This window comes from Paenibacillus sp. GYB003 (assembly GCF_036577625.1).
In the GTDB taxonomy this organism is placed as follows: domain Bacteria; phylum Bacillota; class Bacilli; order Paenibacillales; family NBRC-103111; genus Paenibacillus_AB.
The window spans coordinates 149,911-170,460 of sequence record NZ_JARBDC010000052.1; the positions used below are offsets into that span (position 1 = coordinate 149,911).

Consider the following 20,550-nt stretch of genomic DNA (forward strand, 5'->3'; position numbering starts at 1 on the left):
ATGGAGAGAGCGGAATACCGCTGCGTCTACGAGGCCGGTCCGGTCATTCGCTGGGAGCGGATCGACGCGATCGCGCTGACCGATACGGTCGACGGGGGCGCTCCCCGGCTGAAGACGACGGTCAAAATGTGCAGAACGGACGACGCGGTGCACGTGCGGTTCGAATGCGAGGACGATCACGTCGTCGCCACGTACGGCAAGCGCGACGATCCCCTTTATTTGGAAGACGTCGTGGAAGTGTTTATCGACGAGCAGCGTGCCGGCACGCGCTACAAGGAATACGAGATCAGCCCGCGCAACGTCGTTTTCGACGCGCTGATCGACAAGAAACCCGGGGAACGGCCGATCGTCCATACGGAATGGGACGATGCGGGCCTGCGATCAAATGTGACGACGGCGGAAGACGGCGCCTGGGTATGCGACATCGCGTTCGCGATCGATTCGTTCGACGAGCGTCCGGTTTCCGGGACGCGCTGGAACGTCAACTTTTACCGGATCGACGGCGATCCGGAGGGCAACCGGCATTTTTACGCCTGGTCGCCGACCGGCCGAATCGATTTTCACCGGCCCGAGAAGTTCGGCACGGTCCTATTCGCGTAAAGAGAGGATGAACGGCTATCCGAATCGAGCAGCTTGAAAGCTTTAACTTGGGCATTTACGACGTGAAGGATCAGTTGAAACGATGGGTGTACGACCGCTCCAAGGCGGCGTTCGAGCAGGGCGACAAAGATCGGGACGCGATAACGTCGGTGCAGGGGCACCAGGCGAGAGTCAAGCTTATGCGCGAAAAGCTGCTCGAATGCGTCGGCGGCTTGCCGCCCTCGGATCGTCCGCTGAACGCGAGGCGGACGGGAACGCTCGCCTTCGACGGCTATACGATCGACAAAATCGTGTTCGAATCGCGCCCGTCCGTCTACGTCACGAGCAGCCTGTATAAGCCGGAGCGTTTGCAGGGCCCTACCGCGGCGGTGCTGTTTTTGTGCGGGCATGCCGAAAACGCCAAGCAGTACGCCCCGTATCAGACGGTTTGCCGGCGGCTCGTCGCCGAAGGCTTGATCGTGCTTGCCATGGACCCGATCGGCCAGGGCGAAAGATTCAGCTACTACGAGCCGGAAACGGGACAGGCGGCCGTTCGACCGGGAACGCACGAGCACGATCATGCCGGTAGCGCGTGCTTGCCGCTCGGCGATTCGCTCGCCCGTTATTTTATTCACGACGCGATGCGCGCCGTCGACTATTTGAGCGGTCTCCCGGAAGTCGATCCGCGGCGGATCGGCGTGACGGGCAACTCCGGCGGCGGGCTGCAGACGAGCCTGATGATGCTGTGCGACGATCGGATCGCGGCGGCCGCCCCGGGCACGTTTATCATGAACCGGGAATCCTACATGTATGCCGGTCAAGGGCAGGATGCCGAGCAAATATGGCGCGGCATGACGAAGCTCGGGTTCGATCACGAAGATTTGGTGCTGGCGATGGCGCCGCGCCCGGTCATCGTGCTGGCGGTGACGTCCGACTTTTTCCCGATCGAAGGCACGCGGCGGACGGTCGCGCGGACGAAGCGGTTTTGGGACATGTACGGCGTCGCGGACATGCCGGCGCTGGCCGAAGACCGATCGGTGCACCAATACACCCCGGCGCTCGCCGATGCGGCAGCCGCCTTTTTCGCCGAACATCTGCTCGGGCGCAAAGCGTCGGACCGGAAAGCGGCCGACATCGTTCCGCATGCTCCGGAGCTGCTGAACTGTACGTCCAGCGGGCAAGTTCGCGGTGATTACGGCGACGCCCGCGCCGTTTTCGACGAAAACGTCGATCGCCTGCGCGAGATCGAGGAGAAGCTGGCGGGCATTCCCGACGAGCAGCGCAAAAAGCGGGCGCTGGAATGGCTGAGAGAGCGCGTCGAAGGCTCCCGCATCGTCCCCGACTTGAATCCGCGGCATTTGCAGCTATTCCCCGCGGACGGCTTGCGCGTCGAAAGCTATATATGGTGGAGTCAGGAAGGTATTTTCAATCACGGGTTCGCGTTCAGGGATGCCGCCTATGACGGCGCCAAGCTGCCGGTCACGATCGGGCTGTGGGAACGGGGAACGACCAAGCTGAAGGACAAATTCGACTGGATCCGGAACGTCTGCTCGCAGGGCCGCATCGTCTTCGTCCTGGACGTGACCGGCGACGGCGTCTGCACGCCGCATCCGATCAACGCCCTGAAGCTGTGGGATTGGTACGGTACCGTCCACAAGCTGACGACCGATCTGTTCTGGCTGGACGACAGCTTGGCCGCCGTCCGGTGCCACGACGTTTTGCGCGCGCTGGACATGGCTCGCGAGCTGCCGGACTGCGAGGCTTCGTCCGTCCGGCTGCACGCGCGCGGACGCTTTAATTTGTATGCGGAAATCGCCGCGGCGCTCGACGACCGGATCGCCGCCGTCGAAACGGCGGACGGAACGGACAGCGTCGCCGCATGGGTGCGTTCGCGATATTACGACACTTCCGACACGGTCGGCCACATTTTGCCCGGCATGCTGCAAGTTTTCGATTTGCCCGATCTGCGCAGATGGCGCGGTCGCTAAATGAAACGAAACGAATCGCGCTTCGCCGCTCGTCCCCGGCCGGGACGGGCGGCGATTTTTTGTGTGGCCGATGAATAGGAGCGGCGCATCGAAGGCATAATCTAGGTGATTCGACTAGGCGAAAGGGGTTTCGAACATGTCCGTCAATTTGGCGATCATTTACTACAGCTCGACCGGTACGAACTATCAGCTGGCTGAGTGGGCCGCGGAAGGGGCGAAGCAGGCGGGCGCCGAGGTCAAAATTTTGAAGGTGCAGGAGCTTGCGCCGGAATCGGCCATCGCCTCCAATCCGGCATGGAAGGCCCATGTCGACGCGACGAAAGACGTGCCGGTCGCGACGCCGGACGATATCGTCTGGGCCGACGCGATCATTTTCAGCACGCCGACCCGGTTCGGCAACATGGCTTCGCAAATGAAGCAGTTTCTCGATTTGACCGGCGGCATCTGGTTTAACGGCAAAACGATCAACAAAGTGGTCAGCGCAATGACGACCGCGCAAAATCCGCACGGCGGCCAGGAGGCGACGCTGCTCGCGCTGTACACGTCGATGTACCACTGGGGCGCCATCATCGTCGGCCCCGGCTATACCGATCACTCGATTTTCACGGCCGGCGGCAACCCGTACGGGACGAGCGTCTCCGTCGATCAGAACGGCAAAATGATTGAAGACGTCAAAAACGCCGTCATGCATCAGGCGAAGCGTACCGTCACCGTAGCCGGCTGGGTGAAAAACGGCCAGGCGTAAACATGCCGCCCGCGGTACTATCCGCCCACCCGGCATCCGCATCGGCCTGCACGAACCGAACGATGCGCCGAAGAAGCCCCGCTCCGATCAGGAGCGGGGCTTTCGGCATGGGCGCGCCAAACGCCCGATATTTCGTTTCCTCTGCTTGTAAGCTATAATGATGGCATGCAAAGGGGAATGGACATGCCACAATGCCGGTTAAGCGTTTTGGATCTGGTGCCGATTTTGGAGCAGGCGTCTCCGAAAGCGGCGATCGAGCAGGCGGCGCTGCTCGCGCAAACGGCCGAACGGCTCGGCTACGCGCGATATTGGATCGCCGAGCATCACGATATGCCCGCGATCGTATCGTCGAGTCCGGAGGTGCTGCTGGCGCATATCGGGGCGAGGACGGAGCGGATCCGCATCGGCTCGGGCGCGGTGCTGCTGCCTTATTACAAGCCGTACAAGGTGGCGGAAACGTTCCATATGCTGGCGACGCTGTATCCGGGCCGGATCGACCTCGGCGTCGGCCGCGCTCCGGGCGGCTCGGCGCACGTCTCGATGGCGCTCGCCGACAACTATTTGGAGCAGGTGCGCCGGCTGCCGGAATCGCTCGAAGCGCTGACCGCCTTGTTGGCGGACGAGTTCCGGGTGGACGACAGCCCGGTGTCGGCCCGTCCCGTTCCGGCCGTTCCGCCCGAACTGTGGCTGCTCGGCACGAACGTCAAGAGCGCGGACTATGCCGCGCGATTCGGCGCGGGCTACGCGTTCGGCCATTTTATGAGCGACGCGGACGGCAAGGAGATCGTCCGCATGTACAAGGACGGCTTTCGGCCGTCCCGGCCGGCGGACGAGCCGCGCGTTTCGATCGCCGTCAGCGTCGTTTGCGCGGAGACGGACGAGCGGGCGCAATCGTTGGCGCGGCAAGGCGCCGAGCTGATTTTCGGCGTTTCTTCGGCGGAGAGCGGCTACGATGCGGCCAAGGCAAGGAAAAGCGTCGTCGGCGCGCCCGAACGCGTGCGAGAGCGGCTGCTGGAGATGCGCGACGAATACGGTGCGGACGAATTTATCGTCGTCACGACGGCGCCCGATTACATATCAAGGCTCCGTTCGTACGAGCTGCTGGCCCGTGCGCTGCTGTAGACGGTTATAATACGGAGGCGACTTCTATGGACGTTTCGCAATTGCGGCGTCTCGTCTCGGAAAGCGAACGCATCGTCTTTTTCGGCGGTGCGGGAACGTCGACCGAGAGCGGGATTCCCGATTTCCGCTCGCAGAGCGGCTTGTTCAAGACGGTGCGGGGGACCGAGCATTCGCCCGAGGAGATGCTCAGCCATCGGTTTTTTATGGAGCATCCCGAGGAGTTTTACCGGTTTTACCGGGAGAAGATGATCTATCCGGACGCGAAGCCGAATGCCGGACATTTGGCGCTGGCGGAGTTGGAAAGGACCGGCAAGCTGAAGGCGGTCGTCACGCAAAATATCGACGGCCTGCATCAAAAGGCCGGCTCCCGAAACGTGCTGGAGCTGCACGGCTCCGTGCACCGCAACCACTGCATGGCGTGCGGGGCGTTTTACGCGCTGGACGATTGGTTCGGCTCGCCGGAAACGGTGCCGCGGTGCGCCGAATGCGGCGGGATCGTCAAGCCGGACGTCGTGCTGTACGGGGAAAAGCTGGACGATCGCGTGTTTCGGGCGGCGGAAGAAGCGATCGCGGACGCGGACATGCTGATCGTCGCCGGGACGTCGCTGTCCGTTTATCCGGCGAACGGCCTTATTCGCTATTACAAGGGCGACCGGCTCGTGCTGATGAACAAAACGGCGACCCGATTCGACGATTCGGCGGACGTTTTGGTACGCGAGCCGTTTTCGCTCGTCATGCGCGAGCTGGTCGGGCGGGATTGAGCCGGGGAGCCGCGGCTTTAACCGCCGTTTTAATATCATTTTAAGGCAGAGGGCGTATAATCGTCGTGTGCCCATGATCATGCGAAAGGATACATAGACCGTTATGAGCAAAATTCTTATCGTCGACGACGATCTCGCCATCCGCAAGCTGGTCAAAGCGTTTTTGCAGCAGGAAGGCTTCGCCACGTTCGAAGCGTCGAACGGCCAGGAGGCGCTCGATGTGCTGGCCAACGTGAAAATCGACCTGATCGTCCTCGATATTATGATGCCCGTCATGGACGGATGGGATTTTTGCCGCGATTTGAAAAAGTCGCTCGACATCCCGATCATCATGGTGACGGCGAAAGGCGAAATATCCGAGAGGCTGCGCGGCTTCCAGCTCGGCACGGACGATTATATGGTCAAGCCGTTCGATCCGATGGAGCTCGTCATGCGCGTAAAGGCGCTGCTGAAACGGTACCGCATCGAGCATTCGGAAACGGTTCAGGTCGGCGACGTGACGATCGACCGCAGAACGTTCGAGCTGACGGTGGGCGGGCAAAGCTCGATGATTCCGCCGAAAGAATTCGAGCTGCTGTTCAAGTTCGCCAGCAATCCCGGACATATTTTTACGCGCGCGCAGCTGATCGAAGAAATATGGGGCGTCGATTACGAAGGGGACGCGCGGACCGTCGACGTTCACGTGAAACGGCTGCACGAGAAGCTGGAATTCAACGCGTCGGAAAAAGTCGCGATCGTCACGATTCGCAATCTCGGATACCGGCTTGAGGTGCAGCCTTGATCCGGACGCTGTACATGCGCATCGCCATCGTCATTTTTATCGTCGTTTGGTGCAGTCTGGCGCTGTCGAGCTTTACGTTCTCGCACTATTACCGCAACCAGCTCAACAATCGCGTGGAAGGGCTGCTGCAAAACGCGGCGAAGCTCGTCATCCGGCTCATCCAGGAGACGGAAACGCAGCAGATCGCCCAGACGGTGTCGATCGCCGGCAAGCTCAGCCGCGGCCAGGAGCTGTATTTGTACGCCGAAACGGGCGAAAGCTACATGTCGCGGCCCGGCTCCGCTTCGAATTGCGCCATATCCGGGGAGACGGTCCGGCTCGTGCTGGACGGCGGCTCGTACTCGAGCTTCCGGAACGAGGGCGGCGACGCCTGCCCGCAAGGAAGCGTCGGGGCGTCGTTCGAATACGCCGGCAAAAAGTACGCGCTGTTCGTGACGGCGGTGACGCCGAACCCGCCCCGCAAGCTCGATTTTTTCGATTTCCGCAACTTATGGACGATCATTCTCATCTCAACGTTTTTGATCGCGCTCGCCGCCGTCTATTTGGTGCGTCCGCTCAAAAAAATAACGGCCGCGACCGAAAAAATCGCCGGGGGCGATTTCGACGTGCGGCTGCAGATCAACCAGAAGGACGAGCTCGGCGTGCTGGCTTCGAGCATTACGCATATGGCCGGCGAACTGAAAAAAATGGAGAAAATGCGCCAGGAGTTCGTCACGAGCGTCTCCCACGACATCCAGACGCCGCTTACGTCGATTCGCGGCTTCTCCAAGCTGCTGCAGCAGGATACGCTCGACCGCGAAGAGCGGCTCGGCTACTTGAAGCTGATCGAGAGCGAATCGGAGCGGCTGTCGCGGCTGAGCGAAAATTTGCTCAAGCTCGCTTCGCTCGATTCGGAGCATCATCCGCACCATCCGAAAACGATCCAGCTGGACGAGCAGCTGCGCCGCGCCGTCGTCGCCAGCGAGCCGCTCTGGGCGGGCAAAAAGCTCGATATCGAGCTGGAGCTCGATTCGGTGCGCATCGTCGCCGACGAAGATTCGCTCAGCCAGGTGTGGACCAATTTGCTGCACAACGCGATCAAGTTTACGCCGTCAGGCGGGCGGATCACGATTACGGTCGGCCGCGACGAGAAGCAGGCGACCGTTTCGATCGCCGATACGGGCATCGGCATCGCGCCCGAAGACCAGGGCCACATCTTCCGCCGCTTTTACAAGGCGGACGCCTCCCGGCAGACGTCGGAATGGAGCGGGAACGGGCTCGGTCTCGCGATCGTGAAAAAAATCGTCGACCTGCACGGTGCCAAAATTTCGTTTTCGAGCGCCGTTAACGAAGGGACGACGTTCGTCGTCCATTTTCCGCTCAAAAGCTGAATCGGCCGTTCGTTCGAACCGTTCTCCGGTCGCGGGGAACGGTTTTTTCGCATGCGCGCAAGCGGGTCGCCCGCCGCCGTTCGTTTAAGCAATTTATTTTCAGCTTCCTTTAAGGCTCCGTTCACACGCCGATCAAACAGAGCGCCTATACTGGGCTTGCTTGGACATATCGAGAGTGGAAGGATGGAGAACAGAGATGAGAAAACAGATGCGAAACCAATTGGCCGTCTTGATCGGAGCGGCCGTACTGACGACCGGGGGGCTGACGCTTCCGGACAAGGCGGCCCGCGCCGAAACGGCCGCCGCCGTCCTGCAGCCGCAGGCCGAACCGCAGCAAACGGCCGCGGAGGCGGCCGAGCCCGGCTACGTCGATATCGTGCTGCAAAAGGCGATAGCGGCGGCACGGACGTCGGTAGCCGCATCGGTGTATAACGAAAACGACGACACGGCATGGCCCTATAGCACGGAAGGACAATCGTTGGCGGCGGTAACCGGATGGAGCGAGTCCGAGCTCGAAACGGCGCTGCTGCGCTCGGTAACGGAGGCGATCGCGCGCGATCTGGAATCCGGCGTGCTGACGGCCAATGAAGCGAGCGACGCCTCCGCCGCAGCCACAGCCGCGGTACATAAGACCGTATCCGGGCCGGCGGCGGGCGCCTCCGCAGCCGCTTCATCGACCAAAGGCGCCGCGATCGTGCAAAGCTTTTTGGACACGATCGTGCAGCGTACCGCGGACCTGCTCGAGCTCAGCGCCCGCGACCTGCGAAGCGCGCTCGGCGCCGGACAAACGCTCGCGCAGGCGGCCGGTCAGACGGAAGCGCAGCTCGGCGAGCTGCTGAAGCAATCGCTGAACGGGGAGCTGGACCGGGCGGCGGCTTCGGGAAGCTTGTCGTCGGCGGAAGCGATCGAACGGAAGCGGGATGGAGCGGAAGCGATCGACACCATCGTCGCGACGGTGGGGTACGACCGGGAAACGACGCCATGGATGGAACGGTTCGGCGAATCGCTGCTCGCAAACAAGCTCGGATTCGCCGCAACCTTGACCGCAACGTGGTCGGACAAGGAGTCCGACGACTTTTTCGCGGCGCTGGCGCAGGGCGGCACGCTCGCCTCGGCGTCCGGGCTGTCCGAGTCCGAGCTGCTCGCCCTGCTGACCGATTACGTTGACGAAGCGATCGACGGCGCCTGGCTGGACGGCGATCTCTCCGCCGAATATGCCGGCCGGCTGAAGACGAGGGCGGCCGAGCTGGTCAAGACGGCAATTTCGACGCCGGGCTACGGCATGCCGACCGCACCGGCGGCGCGAGTGGTGTATGTCGCGGTACCGGATGCGGACAGCGCGGATGCTGCGGAGTCGTACGTTGCGGAAGTTGAGGACCTGGATGCGGACGCTTATGCGGCCGACCGGTTGAACCGCGTCGTCGCCGACATCGCCGCGCTGACCGGTACGAACGGGGACGAGCTGCTGCGCCGTTTGTCCGGCGGACTGACGATCGGGCAGGCGGTTCATACGGACGCCGATTCGCTGCTGTACAGTCTCGTCGGTTCGTTCGGCAAAGAAGTGAACAATTTCGTCGCGGCGGGCGCCTTGTCCGAGGAGGACGGCGCGCGGGCGAAGTCGAATTATACGTCAGGGCTGCTGAAGCTGCTGACGAGCCGGTAACCAAGTCGCAGGGCGCCTTTCATCGGGCGTTCCTGCGATTTTAACTTGTTTTAAGGTTTTGTTCATAAATGGTTCACAATCTCCACCTATAATCGGATCATATGTGAACAAAGTTCCCATCCGCGCAGCACGGTCTCGTCCCTCGGTGGCGAAGGCCGCCCGTTTGTTTCCACATGTTGTAAGCGCAACCGTTTTCAGCGCGCATGTACGCGGAATTCTCGGGCCGGACGGGCGAGACCGCCGCCGTTCGCGGAGCGGGGCCGTATCGCGCGAGAAGCGGCACAATCCAAAGCAATGTTATTAGCGTAGACGGGAAAGGGAAGATGGACAAGATGGCACTTAAGCGCAGAACGAAATGGCTGATCGTTTTGGCGGTCGTAGTCGTCGCGGGGGGCGGAGGTACATACGCGTTCGTGGGCAAAACGGAGAAGCCGAAGTCGGCCGCCCAAACGGCCGTAAATACGGTGAAGGTGCAGAAGGGCAACATCCGGCTTTCCGTATCGGGCACTTCGCAATTCGCGACGCAAAACTTGCAAAACATTACCGCTCCGGCCGACGGCGTCATCAAGACGCTGAATTTGGCCCGCAGCCAGCCGGTCAAAAAAGGCGACGTTCTGATCGAATTTTCCAATTCGACGCTCGAATCGAACTTGAAGGACGCGCAGGCGAACTACGACACTTTGGTGAAAGAGCTGGACGACCTGATCGCCCAGCAAAACAATTTGCGCATCGTCGCTCCGGAAAGCGGCAAGCTCGTCCTGGGGACGAACATCGACGTCGGCTCGTCGGTCGGCAAGTCGGCGAAAGTCGGGACGATCTCGGTCAATCGGACGTTGATCGTCAAGCTGCCTTTCCCGATGGAGGAAGCGATCCAGTTCAAGGCGGGCGATCCGGTCGATCTGGCGATTACCGGCTATTCGCTGACGAAAACCGGCAAAGTGCAGTCGGTCGGCAAGGAACTGAAGGCGGACGCGGCCGGCAACCGGCTCGTCGACGTGGAAGTGGCGATCGAGAACGACGGGACAATGGATGCGGGGATGGACGTCAGCGGCAGCGTCGTGCTGAACGGCCGCGACATCAAGGCGAAAGGCGCGGCGAAGCTGGAAGCGGCGAGAACGATCGCCTTTTTGTCCGAAACGTCCGGCACCGTGTCGGAGCTGCGCAAGAAAAACGGCGATATGGTGCAGGCGGGCGACGTCATCGCCGTCGTCGTTAACGATTCGCTCAAAGATGCGATCGCGGCCAAGCAGGCGAGCGTCGACCGGCAAAAAAACACGCTCGAGCAGGCGCAAAAACGGGTCGACGACTTGACGGTGCGGGCGCCGTTCGACGGCGTCTTCTCGACCGACTTCGCGAATCAGCGGCAAAACGTGCTCGCCCGGTTCCCGGTCGGGGCGACGGTCGATCAAGGCGCGCTGTTCGGAGGCGTGGCCAGTCTCGACGTCATGACGCTGCCGATCCAGGTGGACGAACTCGATTTGACGAGCATCAAGCCCGGGCTGAAAGCGGAAGTGAGCGTGGACGCGCTGTCCGGCAGGAAGTTCCAGGGCGAGGTGCTGCAGGTGTCCACGGTCGGTACGACGACGAACGGCGTCACGTATTACGATGCGATCGTCGCGGTCGAAAATAAGGACCAGCTGCTCAAATACGGCATGACCGGCACCGCGGAAATATTGATCCAGGACAAGAAGGACGTGCTGACGCTGCCGATCGAGGCGCTTCGCATGCAGCGCGGCGGAGCCAGCGTGACGATCAAGAAGGAAGACGGCACCTTGCAGGAAAACGTGCCGATCAAACTCGGCATTCGCAGCAAAACGAACGTGGAAGTGGTCGAAGGCTTGAAGGAAGGCGACGAAGTCGTCGTCCCGACCCGTCAGCGCACGCAAAACGGGTCGCAGCAGCAAATCGACGCGCTGCGTCAGCAGTTTCAGCAAGGCGGCGGCGGAGGCGGGGGCCAATTCCCGGGCGGCGGCGCCTTCCCTCAGGGCGGCGGCGGAGGCGGCGGGGGAGGCCGATAAGCATGAACATCATCGAATTGACCGATATTCACAAAACGTACGGCCGCGGCGAAGAGGAAGTCCGCATTTTGAAGGGCGTCTCGCTCACCGTCGCGACCGGCGACTTCGTCGCCATCGTCGGACCCAGCGGCTCGGGCAAATCGACGCTGATGAACACGATCGGCTTGCTGGACAGCCCGACGTCGGGCACGTATACGCTTGACGGCGTGGCGACCGAGAAGCTGAGCGACGGACAGCTCGCCTCGCTGCGGAACAAAAAAATCGGCTTCATTTTTCAACAATTCAATTTGCTGCCGCGGCTGACCGCCCTGGAAAACGTCGAGCTGCCGCTCATCTATGCCGGCGTTGGCAAAAGCGAACGAAGGGAGCGGGCGCGCGCCATGCTGGAATCGCTCGGCATGGGAGCCCGCGTCGACCATAAGCCGAGCCAGCTGTCCGGCGGCCAGCAGCAGCGGGTGGCGATCGCCCGGGCGCTGGCCGGCTCCCCGTCGCTGCTGCTCGCGGACGAACCGACCGGCGCGCTCGATTCGAAAACAGGCGCGGAAGTGCTGGAGCTGATGATCCAGTTGAACGAGCAGGGCAACACGATCGTGCTCATTACGCACGACCTGCATATCGCGGAAAGCGCCAAACGCGTCGTTTCGATCCGCGACGGACTGATCGTGGACGACCGGCGGAATGCGGAAGCGGCGAGGCAGGTGGTGCGGGTATGAACGTGTTCGAGCTTGTGCTGATGGCGCTCCGCACGATCATGAGCAAACCGATGCGCACGCTGCTGACGATGCTCGGGGTCATTATCGGCGTCGGCTCGGTCATTACGCTCGTATCGATCGGGCAAGGGACGACGGCCCAGATCGAGAAGCAGTACGAAAGTCTCGGCACCAATCTGCTCGTCGTCAACTTGCTCGGCAACGGGCGGGCGACGCAGCTCGATTACGAAGATTTGATGGAGCTGGAACTATTGCCGGAAATCGAATCGATCGCCCCGACCGTAACGAAAAACGGCTCGACCGTCAAATACGAGCGCACGTCGGAAACGTACAACGTCATCGGGACGAACGACCGCTATTTCTCGCTTATGAAAACGCAAATCGAGAAAGGGCGGGCGATCGTGCCCGCCGACGTCGAGTTCCGCAACAAGGTGGCGGTGCTCGGCAGCGAGGTGGCGCAAACGCTGTTCGGGAAAACCGATCCGGTCGGCCAGGACATCAACATCGACGGGCTCGTCTTTACGGTCGTCGGCCAGCTGAAGGCGAAAGGCTCCAGCATCGGAGGGACGTCGCCGGACAGCGCGGTGATCGTACCGCTCGAAACGGCGCGGCGGTCGTTCAAGCTCGGCCAAATCCGGACGACGTATTTGGAAGCGCCGGAAATCGACCAGCTGTCCGCGGCGCAAACGACGATATCGCAATATTTGACGGCCAAATTCAAGACGAGCAACGGCTTCCGCATCGTCAACCAGGACGAACTGATGAACGCGCGCAAGCAGGCGTCCAGCTCGCTGACGAATCAGCTGATCAGCGTTGCGCTCATCTCGCTGCTCGTGGGCGGGATCGGGATCATGAACATCATGCTCGTCACCGTAAGCGAGCGGACGAGAGAAATCGGCATCCGCAAATCGATCGGCGCGCAGCGGCGGCATATTTTGATGCAGTTTTTGATGGAGGCGACCGTCATCAGCGGCTTGGGCGGCTTGCTCGGCCTGCTGCTCGGCGTCGCCGCTTCGATCGCGTGGCCGTATTTCAATCCGTCGCAGCCGACGCAGCTGTCGCTGGAAATCGGCTTGTACGCCTTCCTGTTTTCCGTCTTGGTGGGCGTTATTTTCGGCTTGTATCCGGCCAACAAAGCTTCGCGTCTGAAACCGATCGACGCGCTTCGCTTCGACTGATCGAGCGAGCGAATCCCACAAAACCGATGGAGGAACTGAACCCAATGATTCGACACGGACGCGGCGCCTGGCCGCGAAAAGTCAGAACGATCCTGCTCTCGTTCGTCATCCTCTGCTTCGCCTTGACGCCGTATGCGGCGCTCGCCGGCAAAGAGGGCGTCTACATAAGCGGCGACGTTTATTTTACGCTGGAAAACGTACGCTTCTCCGAAGGGTCCGACGATTCGATATTGCGATTCTCCGTCGCCCTTCACAACGGCAGCGACAGCGCCGTCGATTACAATTATTTCGGCGCGCGCGTTACCGACTCGAGCGGCTTCAGCTATTCCGCGCAGCTGGCCGGCCAGCACAACGCCCGGGTGCAGCCCGGCAAGGAGCAGCTGTTCGCTTACGAAGCCCGCGTCGCGAAGGGACTATCCCCGGCGCAATTGCGCGTCGCGATGTTCGCCTGGAACTACGGAACGACGGTTTCGATGACCGATCTCGGCTCGTTTTCGGTAGCCGCGGCGATGGAGGAAGCGGCCGAAGCGGCGCCCGAGGCGATCGTGCCTCTCGGTAAGGTGGACGCGGCGCTTGCGGCCGACGATCTGGTCCGCTTCCGCGTCGGGGGCGAATATTTCGTCGTCGAGAACGGCGATTGGAGCTGGTACGCCGAGCTTGTCGCCGAAAACGCGGGAGACTCCGGGCTGTCGCTGCCGGCCGGTCTGAAGCTGAGGCTGGAAAATGCGGCAGGCCAAACGGTCGCGGCGACGGCGGTGGACGGAGCGGACAAATCGCTGCTTCCCGGCAAGCCGCAGCGCATTACGGTGAAGGCGTCCATCCCGGCCGCCGATCTGGAAAGCGCATGGGCGCTGCAGTTTTATTATTCGAACGGGACCGATACGACGGTGCTCGACAGCTTGCCCGTCGGCCGATCGAAGGCCGTTGCGGCGATCGGCGACGCCCGTCCGATTACGGACGCTTCCGGTCAGGAAGCCGTTTCGGTCAAGGTCGAGTCCGCCGTCATTTCGCAGAGCGATTCCGGCCAATGGGTATCGGCGAAAGTAAGCGCGACGAACAACGGCTCGAAAGTCGTCGCCGTTCCGAAGCTGTCCGCCAAAGTGCAGTCGAGCGGCGGCGGCGTCAGCGTCGCGGCGGAAGATCCGTCCTCGCACGCGGCTTACTTGTCGCCGTCCGAGAGCGAGACGTTTTCCTTCTCCGCGCTCATGCCGAAGGGCGTCGACCCGGCGGATATGCAGTTCGCGCTGTTCGAAAACCGCGGCAGCGCGTCGACGAGCGCGGCGAACGGCGGATCGGGCTCGAGCAATAGCTCGAACGCGAATGCGAACGGCAATTCGAGCAGCAACACGAACGCCAATACCGGCAATTCCAACGCGAATGCGAACGGATCGGCCAATCATTCCGCTTCGTCTTCGTCTTCGTCGATTTCCGGCTCGCAGGCGAAAATCGTGCCGGTGCTGCTCGCCGGCTTGAGCGGCGCGGACATTTACAAGCAAGGAAGCGGCGACCCGTATACGCTCGGCGACAAGCTCGATTTGGCGCTCGACAAAAAGGTGGACGTCGCGCTGTCGGAATTGCGCATGTACGACAACGAAACGAACGGCTTCAAGACGGCGGTCGCCAAGCTGAAATTTACGAACGCCGATACGACCGTGCTTGCGACCCCGGATCTCGCGTTCGAGCTCGTGGACGAGTCGGGCCGCATCTATTCGGGAACGAAGCAGGCGACGGCCGCCGCCCAGCTCGCCACGAACAGCAGCTATTTGATCGCGTATTCGTTCCTGATGTCTTCCGTCGACGAATCGAAGCCGCTGCTGATGCGGATCTACAACGCGAAGGACGCCGGCAAAGTGCCGCTCGGCACCGTCCAGGTCGCGTTCCAGCAGGACGATCCGGCCGACGACGTATGGAACGCGTTCCCGTACCAAGTTACGCTCCATTCGAAACTATTGCTGCACAGCGTCCTCAGCACGACGTTTTCGTATACGCTCCGCTTCGACGTCGATTTGCAGCGGAAAGAGCAAATTATCGCGGATGCGGGATTGTCCAAGCTGCAGTTCGAGCTGGTCGACGGGCTGGATCAGGTCATCTCGACCCAGACGCTGCCGTTCCAGGGAACGACGAAGCTGCTGAACGGCTCGAACGAATTGACGTTTACGAACTTGAAGCTGAATCAATACAGCTCGAAAAACTATATGAACGTATACGAGGTCGTCGATACGCCGAACGGCGCGGTGAAGCGCAAGCTAGCCGAGTTCCGCTGACGGTCCGAAGCGGGGAGGCGGCATGGCTGCGAAGGCCATGCCGCTTTTCTGTCGCGCGTTTGGCGGAAGGTAGGATTTTGCCCGCTGCCGTCGAATGAATACACATCACGATCTTGCCGACAGGCGGATCAGAAGCGGGGGGCAGACCAATGAACAAACGAATCGCGCTGCTGGCGGCAGGCATGCTGCTGGCAGCATCCGGGATTGCGGCCGCGGCTGGCGTAGGCGGCGACTTCAAAGGATACCCGGTCGTCCGGGTTGTCGTCAACGGCAGCGAGGTGCGCGGCGAGGTGCCCGGCATCAATATGGACGGAAATACGCTCGTTCCGCTCCGAGTCGTCGGCGAGGCGCTGGGCGCGAAGATCGGCTGGGATCCGGCGACGTCGACGGCGTCGGTCATGACGGCCGCGGTGCAGCCGGCTGCTCCTTCGAGCGGGAAGGCGGAACAACCGGAAAGCCGGGAAGACGCCGAAAAGCGCAAGCTCGTCGAGCTGGTGCGCGGCCTGTACGACGAGGTCGGGGCTTATATCGGGCAGCTTCCGGTCATGCGCGAAAAAATCCGCATCGCCAAAGAATTTTACGACATTAAAATGAGCGCCCAATATTTCACCGCGATGAACGAGCTGTACTGGAAAACGTTCGAAGACAAATATACGGCACTGCTGACGGAGACGAGCACGGAGCAGTTCAACCGCGCGAAAACGACGGGCGTCCTGGACCCCGAGTTGTTGAAAACGATCGAAGCGGCCCATTCCGCCATGTCCTATTACAAATATTCGGTCGAGCATTTCAACCGGTACGTTTCGATGAATCAGACGCAATTTTTGGATTTTTACATTACGAGCTACGCTTCCGCGTTCGAGGAAGAGCTGCAGGTGAAGGAGCAGTATGCCGCCGCTCTGGACAAGTTCAAGCGCGCCAACCCGTGACGCCCGGTCGTCCGGGTTCTTTTTTTTGTCAGTAAAGAATGTAGAAGGATGCGGCAAGCAGCGCCTTTCGTTTCCGCGTCCGACGGAATCCTAGTCCTGCCGGGCTGCTGGAATAAAACCGAACGGGAAAACCTCCGGTTCACCCGCTCTCCTAGTGGCGTCGTTTCGATATACCGGGAGAAGCTCCCGATAAAATGGCGCTGTATCGGCGAAAAGCGCGGTTTGGACGAGTATAACGGGACGTTTTCCCGTTGGTTTGCCCGGAAACGGGAAACGACCGAAACTAGCGGGAGCATTTCCATCTCGTTTCCTGCTCCGCTGCTGTTTCGGCGTGCAACAAGGTTCGGTTTGCACAGAAAAGACCGTCTTTCCCGACCTTCGCTAAAGCGCCAAAGCCGGAGCGGTTCCCAACTGTCGGCGGCGGGAAACGGCGATATCGGCTCGGTTGAGCTGCGCCGGCGTCGTCGGGAGTTTGAACGGGGAGGGCAAGCAGGGCAAGCAGGGCAAGCAGGGCAAGCTTGGGGCGAGGGCGGGACGGTTCCCAAGTTCCCATTGTCTAATGAACATGGCGGCCGCTATTCAGTCTAAAACGGCTTATTTTGTTTCTAACGGACAAGGGCGCAGCTATTTGGCGAAAAGCCTCCTTTTGGACGGCGATTCGGAGCAAATAAGCGCAGGTGGTGTCCGTTACGATTGGAAAACGGCCGATTTTCGCGAAATAAGCGCCGTGGCGTCCGTTACGTTCCGGAAGCGGGCTGTTTTCGCGCATCCTCGAAATACGTCGATAGATCTGATTGCGACGCCGGGCTGTCCGGATGTGCAACTAACGGATCGATTCGGATAAAGACATACGGCGCGGCGCGCTTTATACTGGTTTTCGACCATTCTGAAACGGAAGGAGATTCGCGTGGACTGGCTCTTGTCGTTCCTCATCGTGCTGACGGCGGCTGCGGTCCAGACCGCAACCGGATTCGGCTTCACCATATTGGCGATTCCGCCGCTGCTGCTCGTGCATCACGACGCTTGGCCTATCGCTGCTGACCTCGGTATCGACGCTGCCGCGCGTCGCGCGCGACGCCGACATGCCGTTATTGCGCAGGCTGCTGCTGGGCAGCTTGTTCGGCCTGCCTGCGGGCGCGTTCGTATTCGCCATGCTCGACGTCGACTGGCTGAAGCTGACCGCCGGCGTCTGCATTTTGCTTTTCGCGCTGCCGCTGCTGATGAACGTCAAGCTGCCGCTCGGCCAAGGAAGCGGCGTCGGCTTCGCGTCCGGGCTGCTCGGCTCCGGCATCGGCATGGCCGGACCGCCGATCGTCCTGTATTTGCGATCCCGACGGATCGGGAAAGACGCTTTTCGCGGCACCTCGATCGTGTACTACAGCATCGTGAACGCGATCAGCTTCGCTCTCCAGCCGGTCGGCGGGCGGGTGCACGCGGCGGAGCTCGGGTATGCGATCTTGCTCGTACCCGCCATTTTCGCCGGACAGGCGCTCGGCGCGGCCGCGACCCGCAAGCTCGATCCCGTCCGGTTCCGGCGCGCGTCGTTCGTGCTGCTCGTCGCGACAGGGGTTCAGGCCGTCGTATCGGGCTTGTAGTGTTTCCTACCGCCGGTTGCCCCGCCTTGGCATTCCGAACCGCAAAATGATATAGTGAGAATTAATTTCGGATCGGCGGGAGGTGAAACGGCATGATCAGACCGGCAATTCCCGAAGATGCGGGCGAAGCGATCCCGCTGCTGTTCAGCGCGGTCGGCGATATCGCCTATTCGCTCGCGGGTACGAACGACCGTGAGGAAGCGATGCGCATATTGACCGGCTTTTTCCGGCAGCGCGGCAATCGGATCAGCTTCGAAAACGTCGTCGTCTCGGAACGCGACGGACAGATTGCGGGCATCGTCGTCGCTTACGACGGCGGCCGGGCGGACGAGCTGGATGCGCCGCTCGTAACGCATGCCCGAGCATTGACCGGCCGGGACGATTATACGATCGCGAAGGAGACGCGGCCGGGCGAATATTATTTGGACTCGATAGCGGTAAACGATGCGTTTCAAGGGCAAGGGATAGGCAAGTCGCTTATGCGGGCGTTCGAGGAGAAGGGCGGGGCGGAAGGGCATTCCAGGCTCGCCTTGATCGTCGAGGAAGACAACGATCGGGCGTACGCGCTGTACCGGAAAATGGGGTACCGGGAAGACGGGAGGCTGACCGTTGGCGGGTCGTCGTACCGGAGAATGGTGAAATCGATACGGGCAGAAGAAAGCGAGTATACATAACTAATATTATGTATACTCGCTTCGCTATACTTTCATATCGCCATGCTGCAGAAGGGACGTTTCGACTTGAATCGTCGTATGCATGATTTTGAAATTCCGTTCGATCAAGTGAACCGCTTGCTGCAAAATCGATTGGCAGTCGGCTTCGTCATCGACGAGCACGTGGCAGCTTAACGAGTCGAGGCCGGACGTAATCGTCCAAATGTGGAGATCGTGGACGTTCCGTACGCCTTCGATCGCGAGCAGCGAACGCTTCACCTCGTCGCAGTCGACCGTAACCGGCGTTCCTTCCATCAAAATGTGGATCGCATGCTTGATGACGCCCCAAGCGCCTTTCAAAATAAGCAGGGCTACCAGGATGCTGATGATCGGATCCGCTACGTACCAACCGAACAGCAGCATGATCAAACCGGCCGCGATGGCGCCGACGGAACCGAGCGCGTCTCCGAGCACGTGCAGATAGGCGCTGCGCACGTTGATGTTGTTTTTCACGTCGCCTTTTCGGATGAGCGTCCAGGCGCTCGCCAAGTTGGCGAGAAGCCCGACGAGGGCGATCAGCATCATCGACCCGCTCGCGACTTCGGGCGGGCTCGCGAACCGCTGGCACGCCTCCCAGACGATAAAGCCGGCAATGACGAACAGCGTCGCACCGTTAAATAGAGCGGCCAAAATTTCGAACCGGTAAAAGCCGTACGTTTTGTTCGGTGCGGCCGGTCGCGTCGCGAACCACATCGCGATCAGGCTGAGAGCCAGCGAAGCGGCGTCGCTGAGCATATGGCCGGAGTCGGACAGCAGGGCGAGGCTGTTGGTGAGCAGCCCTCCGACGAATTCGAGAAACATGATGGACGACGTAATAATGAGCGCGATCGCAAGCCCTTTCCGGTTATTCGGGCCGTGATGATGGTGACCGATGCCATGGGCGTGATCGTGCCCGTGATGATGATGCCCGTGTCCGTGACTATGGTCATGACCGTGCTCGTGGTGATTGTGACGGTCTTGCGCATGGTCGTGATCATGATCGTGACCGCTATGGCCGCAATCGCTCCCGCGGTTCTCGCCGCGGTCATGCTGCCGGTGTTCGACGGCGCCATCGGCCGGGATGTCGCGTTTTTTCATCGGTATACCTCCTTCGACAACATATGAGCAACTATTCATATGTATTATATTCCATCATTAGTATCCGTGCAACCGTTTCGTTTCATTCCATGGCTCAAAATCGTCGCGAGCTTCTGGTATAATACGTATAACGAAAATGTTACGATTAAGCCGAAGGTGGTGCTTGTTTGGAAAAGGTGCAGCACGATTACTGCGACGACACGTGCCCGGGAACCGACGCCGACCTGGACAGCCTGAAAGCGGCCATGATCTCCGATCAGGCGGCCGCCGGAATGGCCGATTTGTTCAAGGCGCTCGGCGACGCGACCCGGGTGAAGCTCATTTATGCTATGCTGGACAAAGAGCTGTGCGTGCACGATTTAGCCGTTCTTCTCGATATGGGCCAGTCCGCCATTTCGCACCAGCTACGCTATTTGCGCAACCTGCGCATCGTGAAGCGGCGGAAAGCCGGCAAAACGGTCTATTATTCGCTCGACGACGACCATATCGAGCAAGTTTTCGTGCAGACGCTGCAGCATTTGAAGCATCCGTGAAAAATAGGGCGGCCGGCGTCGCAACGAATTCGAGACGCAAGCGAACGCCGCCTTCGCCGAGCGGCGTCCGCTTCGGGCAAGTTGAAAGGAGCCATCCGATTACGGAGGCTCCGTTTTTAGTCGGTTCAGTATGTTTAGTTCGCAAAAGCATCAAAGCTAACCGAACATAATTGGCCCTAAATTGCCGTCGCTCCGGCCGGTCACGGCTAATATGAAGGCGCAGGGCAATGAGTTGCTGCGATCAGTGTAGTAAAAAAGGACTCGATACAAACCTTTTTCGGTTATGAGACCGGCGGTTTCCTGAAGTGGTTCGGCAATCGGAATTACTGGAATTTCTACTGCTATTTTCGTTTCCGCAGCAGTATCTGAACGTACGAACGGGAAAAGCTCCCTGTAAATCTGCGCCACTACGGCAAAAAGAGCGATTCGGGCGAGGTTATCGGGAGGATTTCCCGCAAATGTGGCCGAAAGAGGAGAAATGGCGAAAATAGCGGGAGGTTTTACCGGTAACTTGGTTTCCGGAC

At 60.5% G+C, this 20,550-nt stretch carries 17 protein-coding genes; 16 read left to right on the forward strand and 1 reads right to left on the reverse strand.

The window, feature by feature from the left end; all coding sequences use genetic code 11:
• From PV407_RS17650 to PV407_RS17720, 15 genes are all read left to right on the forward strand, one after another.
• Nucleotides 1-600 (forward strand): carbohydrate-binding family 9-like protein, encoded by a 600-nt coding sequence (locus tag PV407_RS17650; protein WP_332091241.1) that lies wholly within the window; start codon nucleotides 1-3, stop codon nucleotides 598-600.
• A 47-nt stretch (nucleotides 601-647) separates the two neighbouring features.
• Nucleotides 648-2,567 (forward strand): alpha/beta hydrolase, encoded by a 1,920-nt coding sequence (locus PV407_RS17655; protein WP_332091242.1) that lies wholly within the window; start codon nucleotides 648-650, stop codon nucleotides 2,565-2,567.
• Nucleotides 2,568-2,703: 136 nt separating this feature from the next.
• Entirely contained in the window at nucleotides 2,704-3,312 is a 609-nt protein-coding gene (wrbA, locus tag PV407_RS17660; protein WP_332091244.1) for an NAD(P)H:quinone oxidoreductase, read from the forward strand.
• A 177-nt stretch (nucleotides 3,313-3,489) separates the two neighbouring features.
• Nucleotides 3,490-4,434: an LLM class flavin-dependent oxidoreductase gene (locus tag PV407_RS17665; RefSeq protein ID WP_442951675.1), complete on the forward strand. Its 945-nt coding sequence runs from the start codon at nucleotides 3,490-3,492 to the stop codon at nucleotides 4,432-4,434.
• Between the two features lie 26 nt (nucleotides 4,435-4,460).
• Entirely contained in the window at nucleotides 4,461-5,195 is a 735-nt protein-coding gene (locus PV407_RS17670) for an NAD-dependent protein deacylase (RefSeq protein ID WP_332091248.1), read from the forward strand.
• Between the two features lie 103 nt (nucleotides 5,196-5,298).
• Complete coding sequence (locus PV407_RS17675) at nucleotides 5,299-5,976, forward strand: response regulator transcription factor (protein ID WP_332091249.1); 678 nt, start codon at nucleotides 5,299-5,301, stop codon at nucleotides 5,974-5,976.
• Nucleotides 5,973-7,346: a sensor histidine kinase gene (locus PV407_RS17680; protein ID WP_332091250.1), complete on the forward strand. Its 1,374-nt coding sequence runs from the start codon at nucleotides 5,973-5,975 to the stop codon at nucleotides 7,344-7,346. Before PV407_RS17675 ends, PV407_RS17680 begins: the two co-directional genes overlap by 4 nt.
• A 196-nt stretch (nucleotides 7,347-7,542) precedes the next feature.
• A complete protein-coding gene (locus PV407_RS17685) occupies nucleotides 7,543-9,009 on the forward strand; it encodes a hypothetical protein (RefSeq protein WP_332091252.1) in 1,467 nt (488 codons plus the stop codon).
• Nucleotides 9,010-9,341: 332 nt separating this feature from the next.
• Nucleotides 9,342-11,027, forward strand: coding sequence for an efflux RND transporter periplasmic adaptor subunit (locus tag PV407_RS17690; RefSeq protein ID WP_332091254.1), 1,686 nt, complete (start codon nucleotides 9,342-9,344; stop codon nucleotides 11,025-11,027).
• 2 nt (nucleotides 11,028-11,029) lie between these two features.
• The gene (locus PV407_RS17695; RefSeq protein WP_332091255.1) at nucleotides 11,030-11,740 is read left to right on the forward strand and encodes an ABC transporter ATP-binding protein; all 711 of its coding nucleotides are present in this window, start codon (nucleotides 11,030-11,032) and stop codon (nucleotides 11,738-11,740) included.
• A complete protein-coding gene (locus tag PV407_RS17700) occupies nucleotides 11,737-12,915 on the forward strand; it encodes an ABC transporter permease (protein WP_332091256.1) in 1,179 nt (392 codons plus the stop codon). Before PV407_RS17695 ends, PV407_RS17700 begins: the two co-directional genes overlap by 4 nt.
• 44 nt (nucleotides 12,916-12,959) lie before the next feature.
• On the forward strand, nucleotides 12,960-15,179 hold the full coding sequence (locus PV407_RS17705) for a hypothetical protein (RefSeq protein WP_332091257.1): 2,220 nt from the start codon (nucleotides 12,960-12,962) through the stop codon (nucleotides 15,177-15,179).
• 149 nt (nucleotides 15,180-15,328) lie between these two features.
• A complete protein-coding gene (locus tag PV407_RS17710) occupies nucleotides 15,329-16,108 on the forward strand; it encodes a stalk domain-containing protein (RefSeq protein ID WP_332091258.1) in 780 nt (259 codons plus the stop codon).
• Nucleotides 16,109-17,121: 1,013 nt separating this feature from the next.
• Nucleotides 17,122-17,703: a sulfite exporter TauE/SafE family protein gene (locus PV407_RS17715; RefSeq protein WP_332091319.1), complete on the forward strand. Its 582-nt coding sequence runs from the start codon at nucleotides 17,122-17,124 to the stop codon at nucleotides 17,701-17,703.
• A 92-nt stretch (nucleotides 17,704-17,795) separates the two neighbouring features.
• Entirely contained in the window at nucleotides 17,796-18,377 is a 582-nt protein-coding gene (locus tag PV407_RS17720) for a GNAT family N-acetyltransferase (RefSeq protein ID WP_332091259.1), read from the forward strand.
• Between the two features lie 24 nt (nucleotides 18,378-18,401).
• On the opposite strand, the gene PV407_RS17725 is transcribed toward PV407_RS17720, so the two are convergent.
• Nucleotides 18,402-19,493, reverse strand: coding sequence for a cation diffusion facilitator family transporter (locus PV407_RS17725; protein WP_332091260.1), 1,092 nt, complete (start codon nucleotides 19,491-19,493; stop codon nucleotides 18,402-18,404).
• 167 nt (nucleotides 19,494-19,660) lie between these two features.
• On the opposite strand from PV407_RS17725, the gene PV407_RS17730 reads away from it, so the two are divergent.
• Nucleotides 19,661-20,026: an ArsR/SmtB family transcription factor gene (locus PV407_RS17730; RefSeq protein ID WP_332091261.1), complete on the forward strand. Its 366-nt coding sequence runs from the start codon at nucleotides 19,661-19,663 to the stop codon at nucleotides 20,024-20,026.
• The last annotated feature ends 524 nt before the right edge of the window (nucleotides 20,027-20,550 follow it).

What these genes read in the sequence shown, in the direction of transcription:
- PV407_RS17650 (WP_332091241.1), top strand. Translation starts at nt 1, where the DNA reads ATGGAGAGAGCGGAATACCGCTGCGTCTACGAGGCCGGTCCGGTCATT.
- wrbA (WP_332091244.1), top strand. Translation starts at nt 2,704, where the DNA reads ATGTCCGTCAATTTGGCGATCATTTACTACAGCTCGACCGGTACGAAC.
- PV407_RS17665 (WP_442951675.1), top strand. Translation starts at nt 3,490, where the DNA reads ATGGACATGCCACAATGCCGGTTAAGCGTTTTGGATCTGGTGCCGATT.
- PV407_RS17670 (WP_332091248.1), top strand. Translation starts at nt 4,461, where the DNA reads ATGGACGTTTCGCAATTGCGGCGTCTCGTCTCGGAAAGCGAACGCATC.
- PV407_RS17675 (WP_332091249.1), top strand. Translation starts at nt 5,299, where the DNA reads ATGAGCAAAATTCTTATCGTCGACGACGATCTCGCCATCCGCAAGCTG.
- PV407_RS17685 (WP_332091252.1), top strand. Translation starts at nt 7,543, where the DNA reads ATGAGAAAACAGATGCGAAACCAATTGGCCGTCTTGATCGGAGCGGCC.
- PV407_RS17690 (WP_332091254.1), top strand. Translation starts at nt 9,342, where the DNA reads ATGGCACTTAAGCGCAGAACGAAATGGCTGATCGTTTTGGCGGTCGTA.
- PV407_RS17695 (WP_332091255.1), top strand. Translation starts at nt 11,030, where the DNA reads ATGAACATCATCGAATTGACCGATATTCACAAAACGTACGGCCGCGGC.
- PV407_RS17700 (WP_332091256.1), top strand. Translation starts at nt 11,737, where the DNA reads ATGAACGTGTTCGAGCTTGTGCTGATGGCGCTCCGCACGATCATGAGC.
- PV407_RS17705 (WP_332091257.1), top strand. Translation starts at nt 12,960, where the DNA reads ATGATTCGACACGGACGCGGCGCCTGGCCGCGAAAAGTCAGAACGATC.
- PV407_RS17710 (WP_332091258.1), top strand. Translation starts at nt 15,329, where the DNA reads ATGAACAAACGAATCGCGCTGCTGGCGGCAGGCATGCTGCTGGCAGCA.
- PV407_RS17720 (WP_332091259.1), top strand. Translation starts at nt 17,796, where the DNA reads ATGATCAGACCGGCAATTCCCGAAGATGCGGGCGAAGCGATCCCGCTG.
- PV407_RS17725 (WP_332091260.1), bottom strand. Translation starts at nt 19,493, where the DNA reads ATGAAAAAACGCGACATCCCGGCCGATGGCGCCGTCGAACACCGGCAG.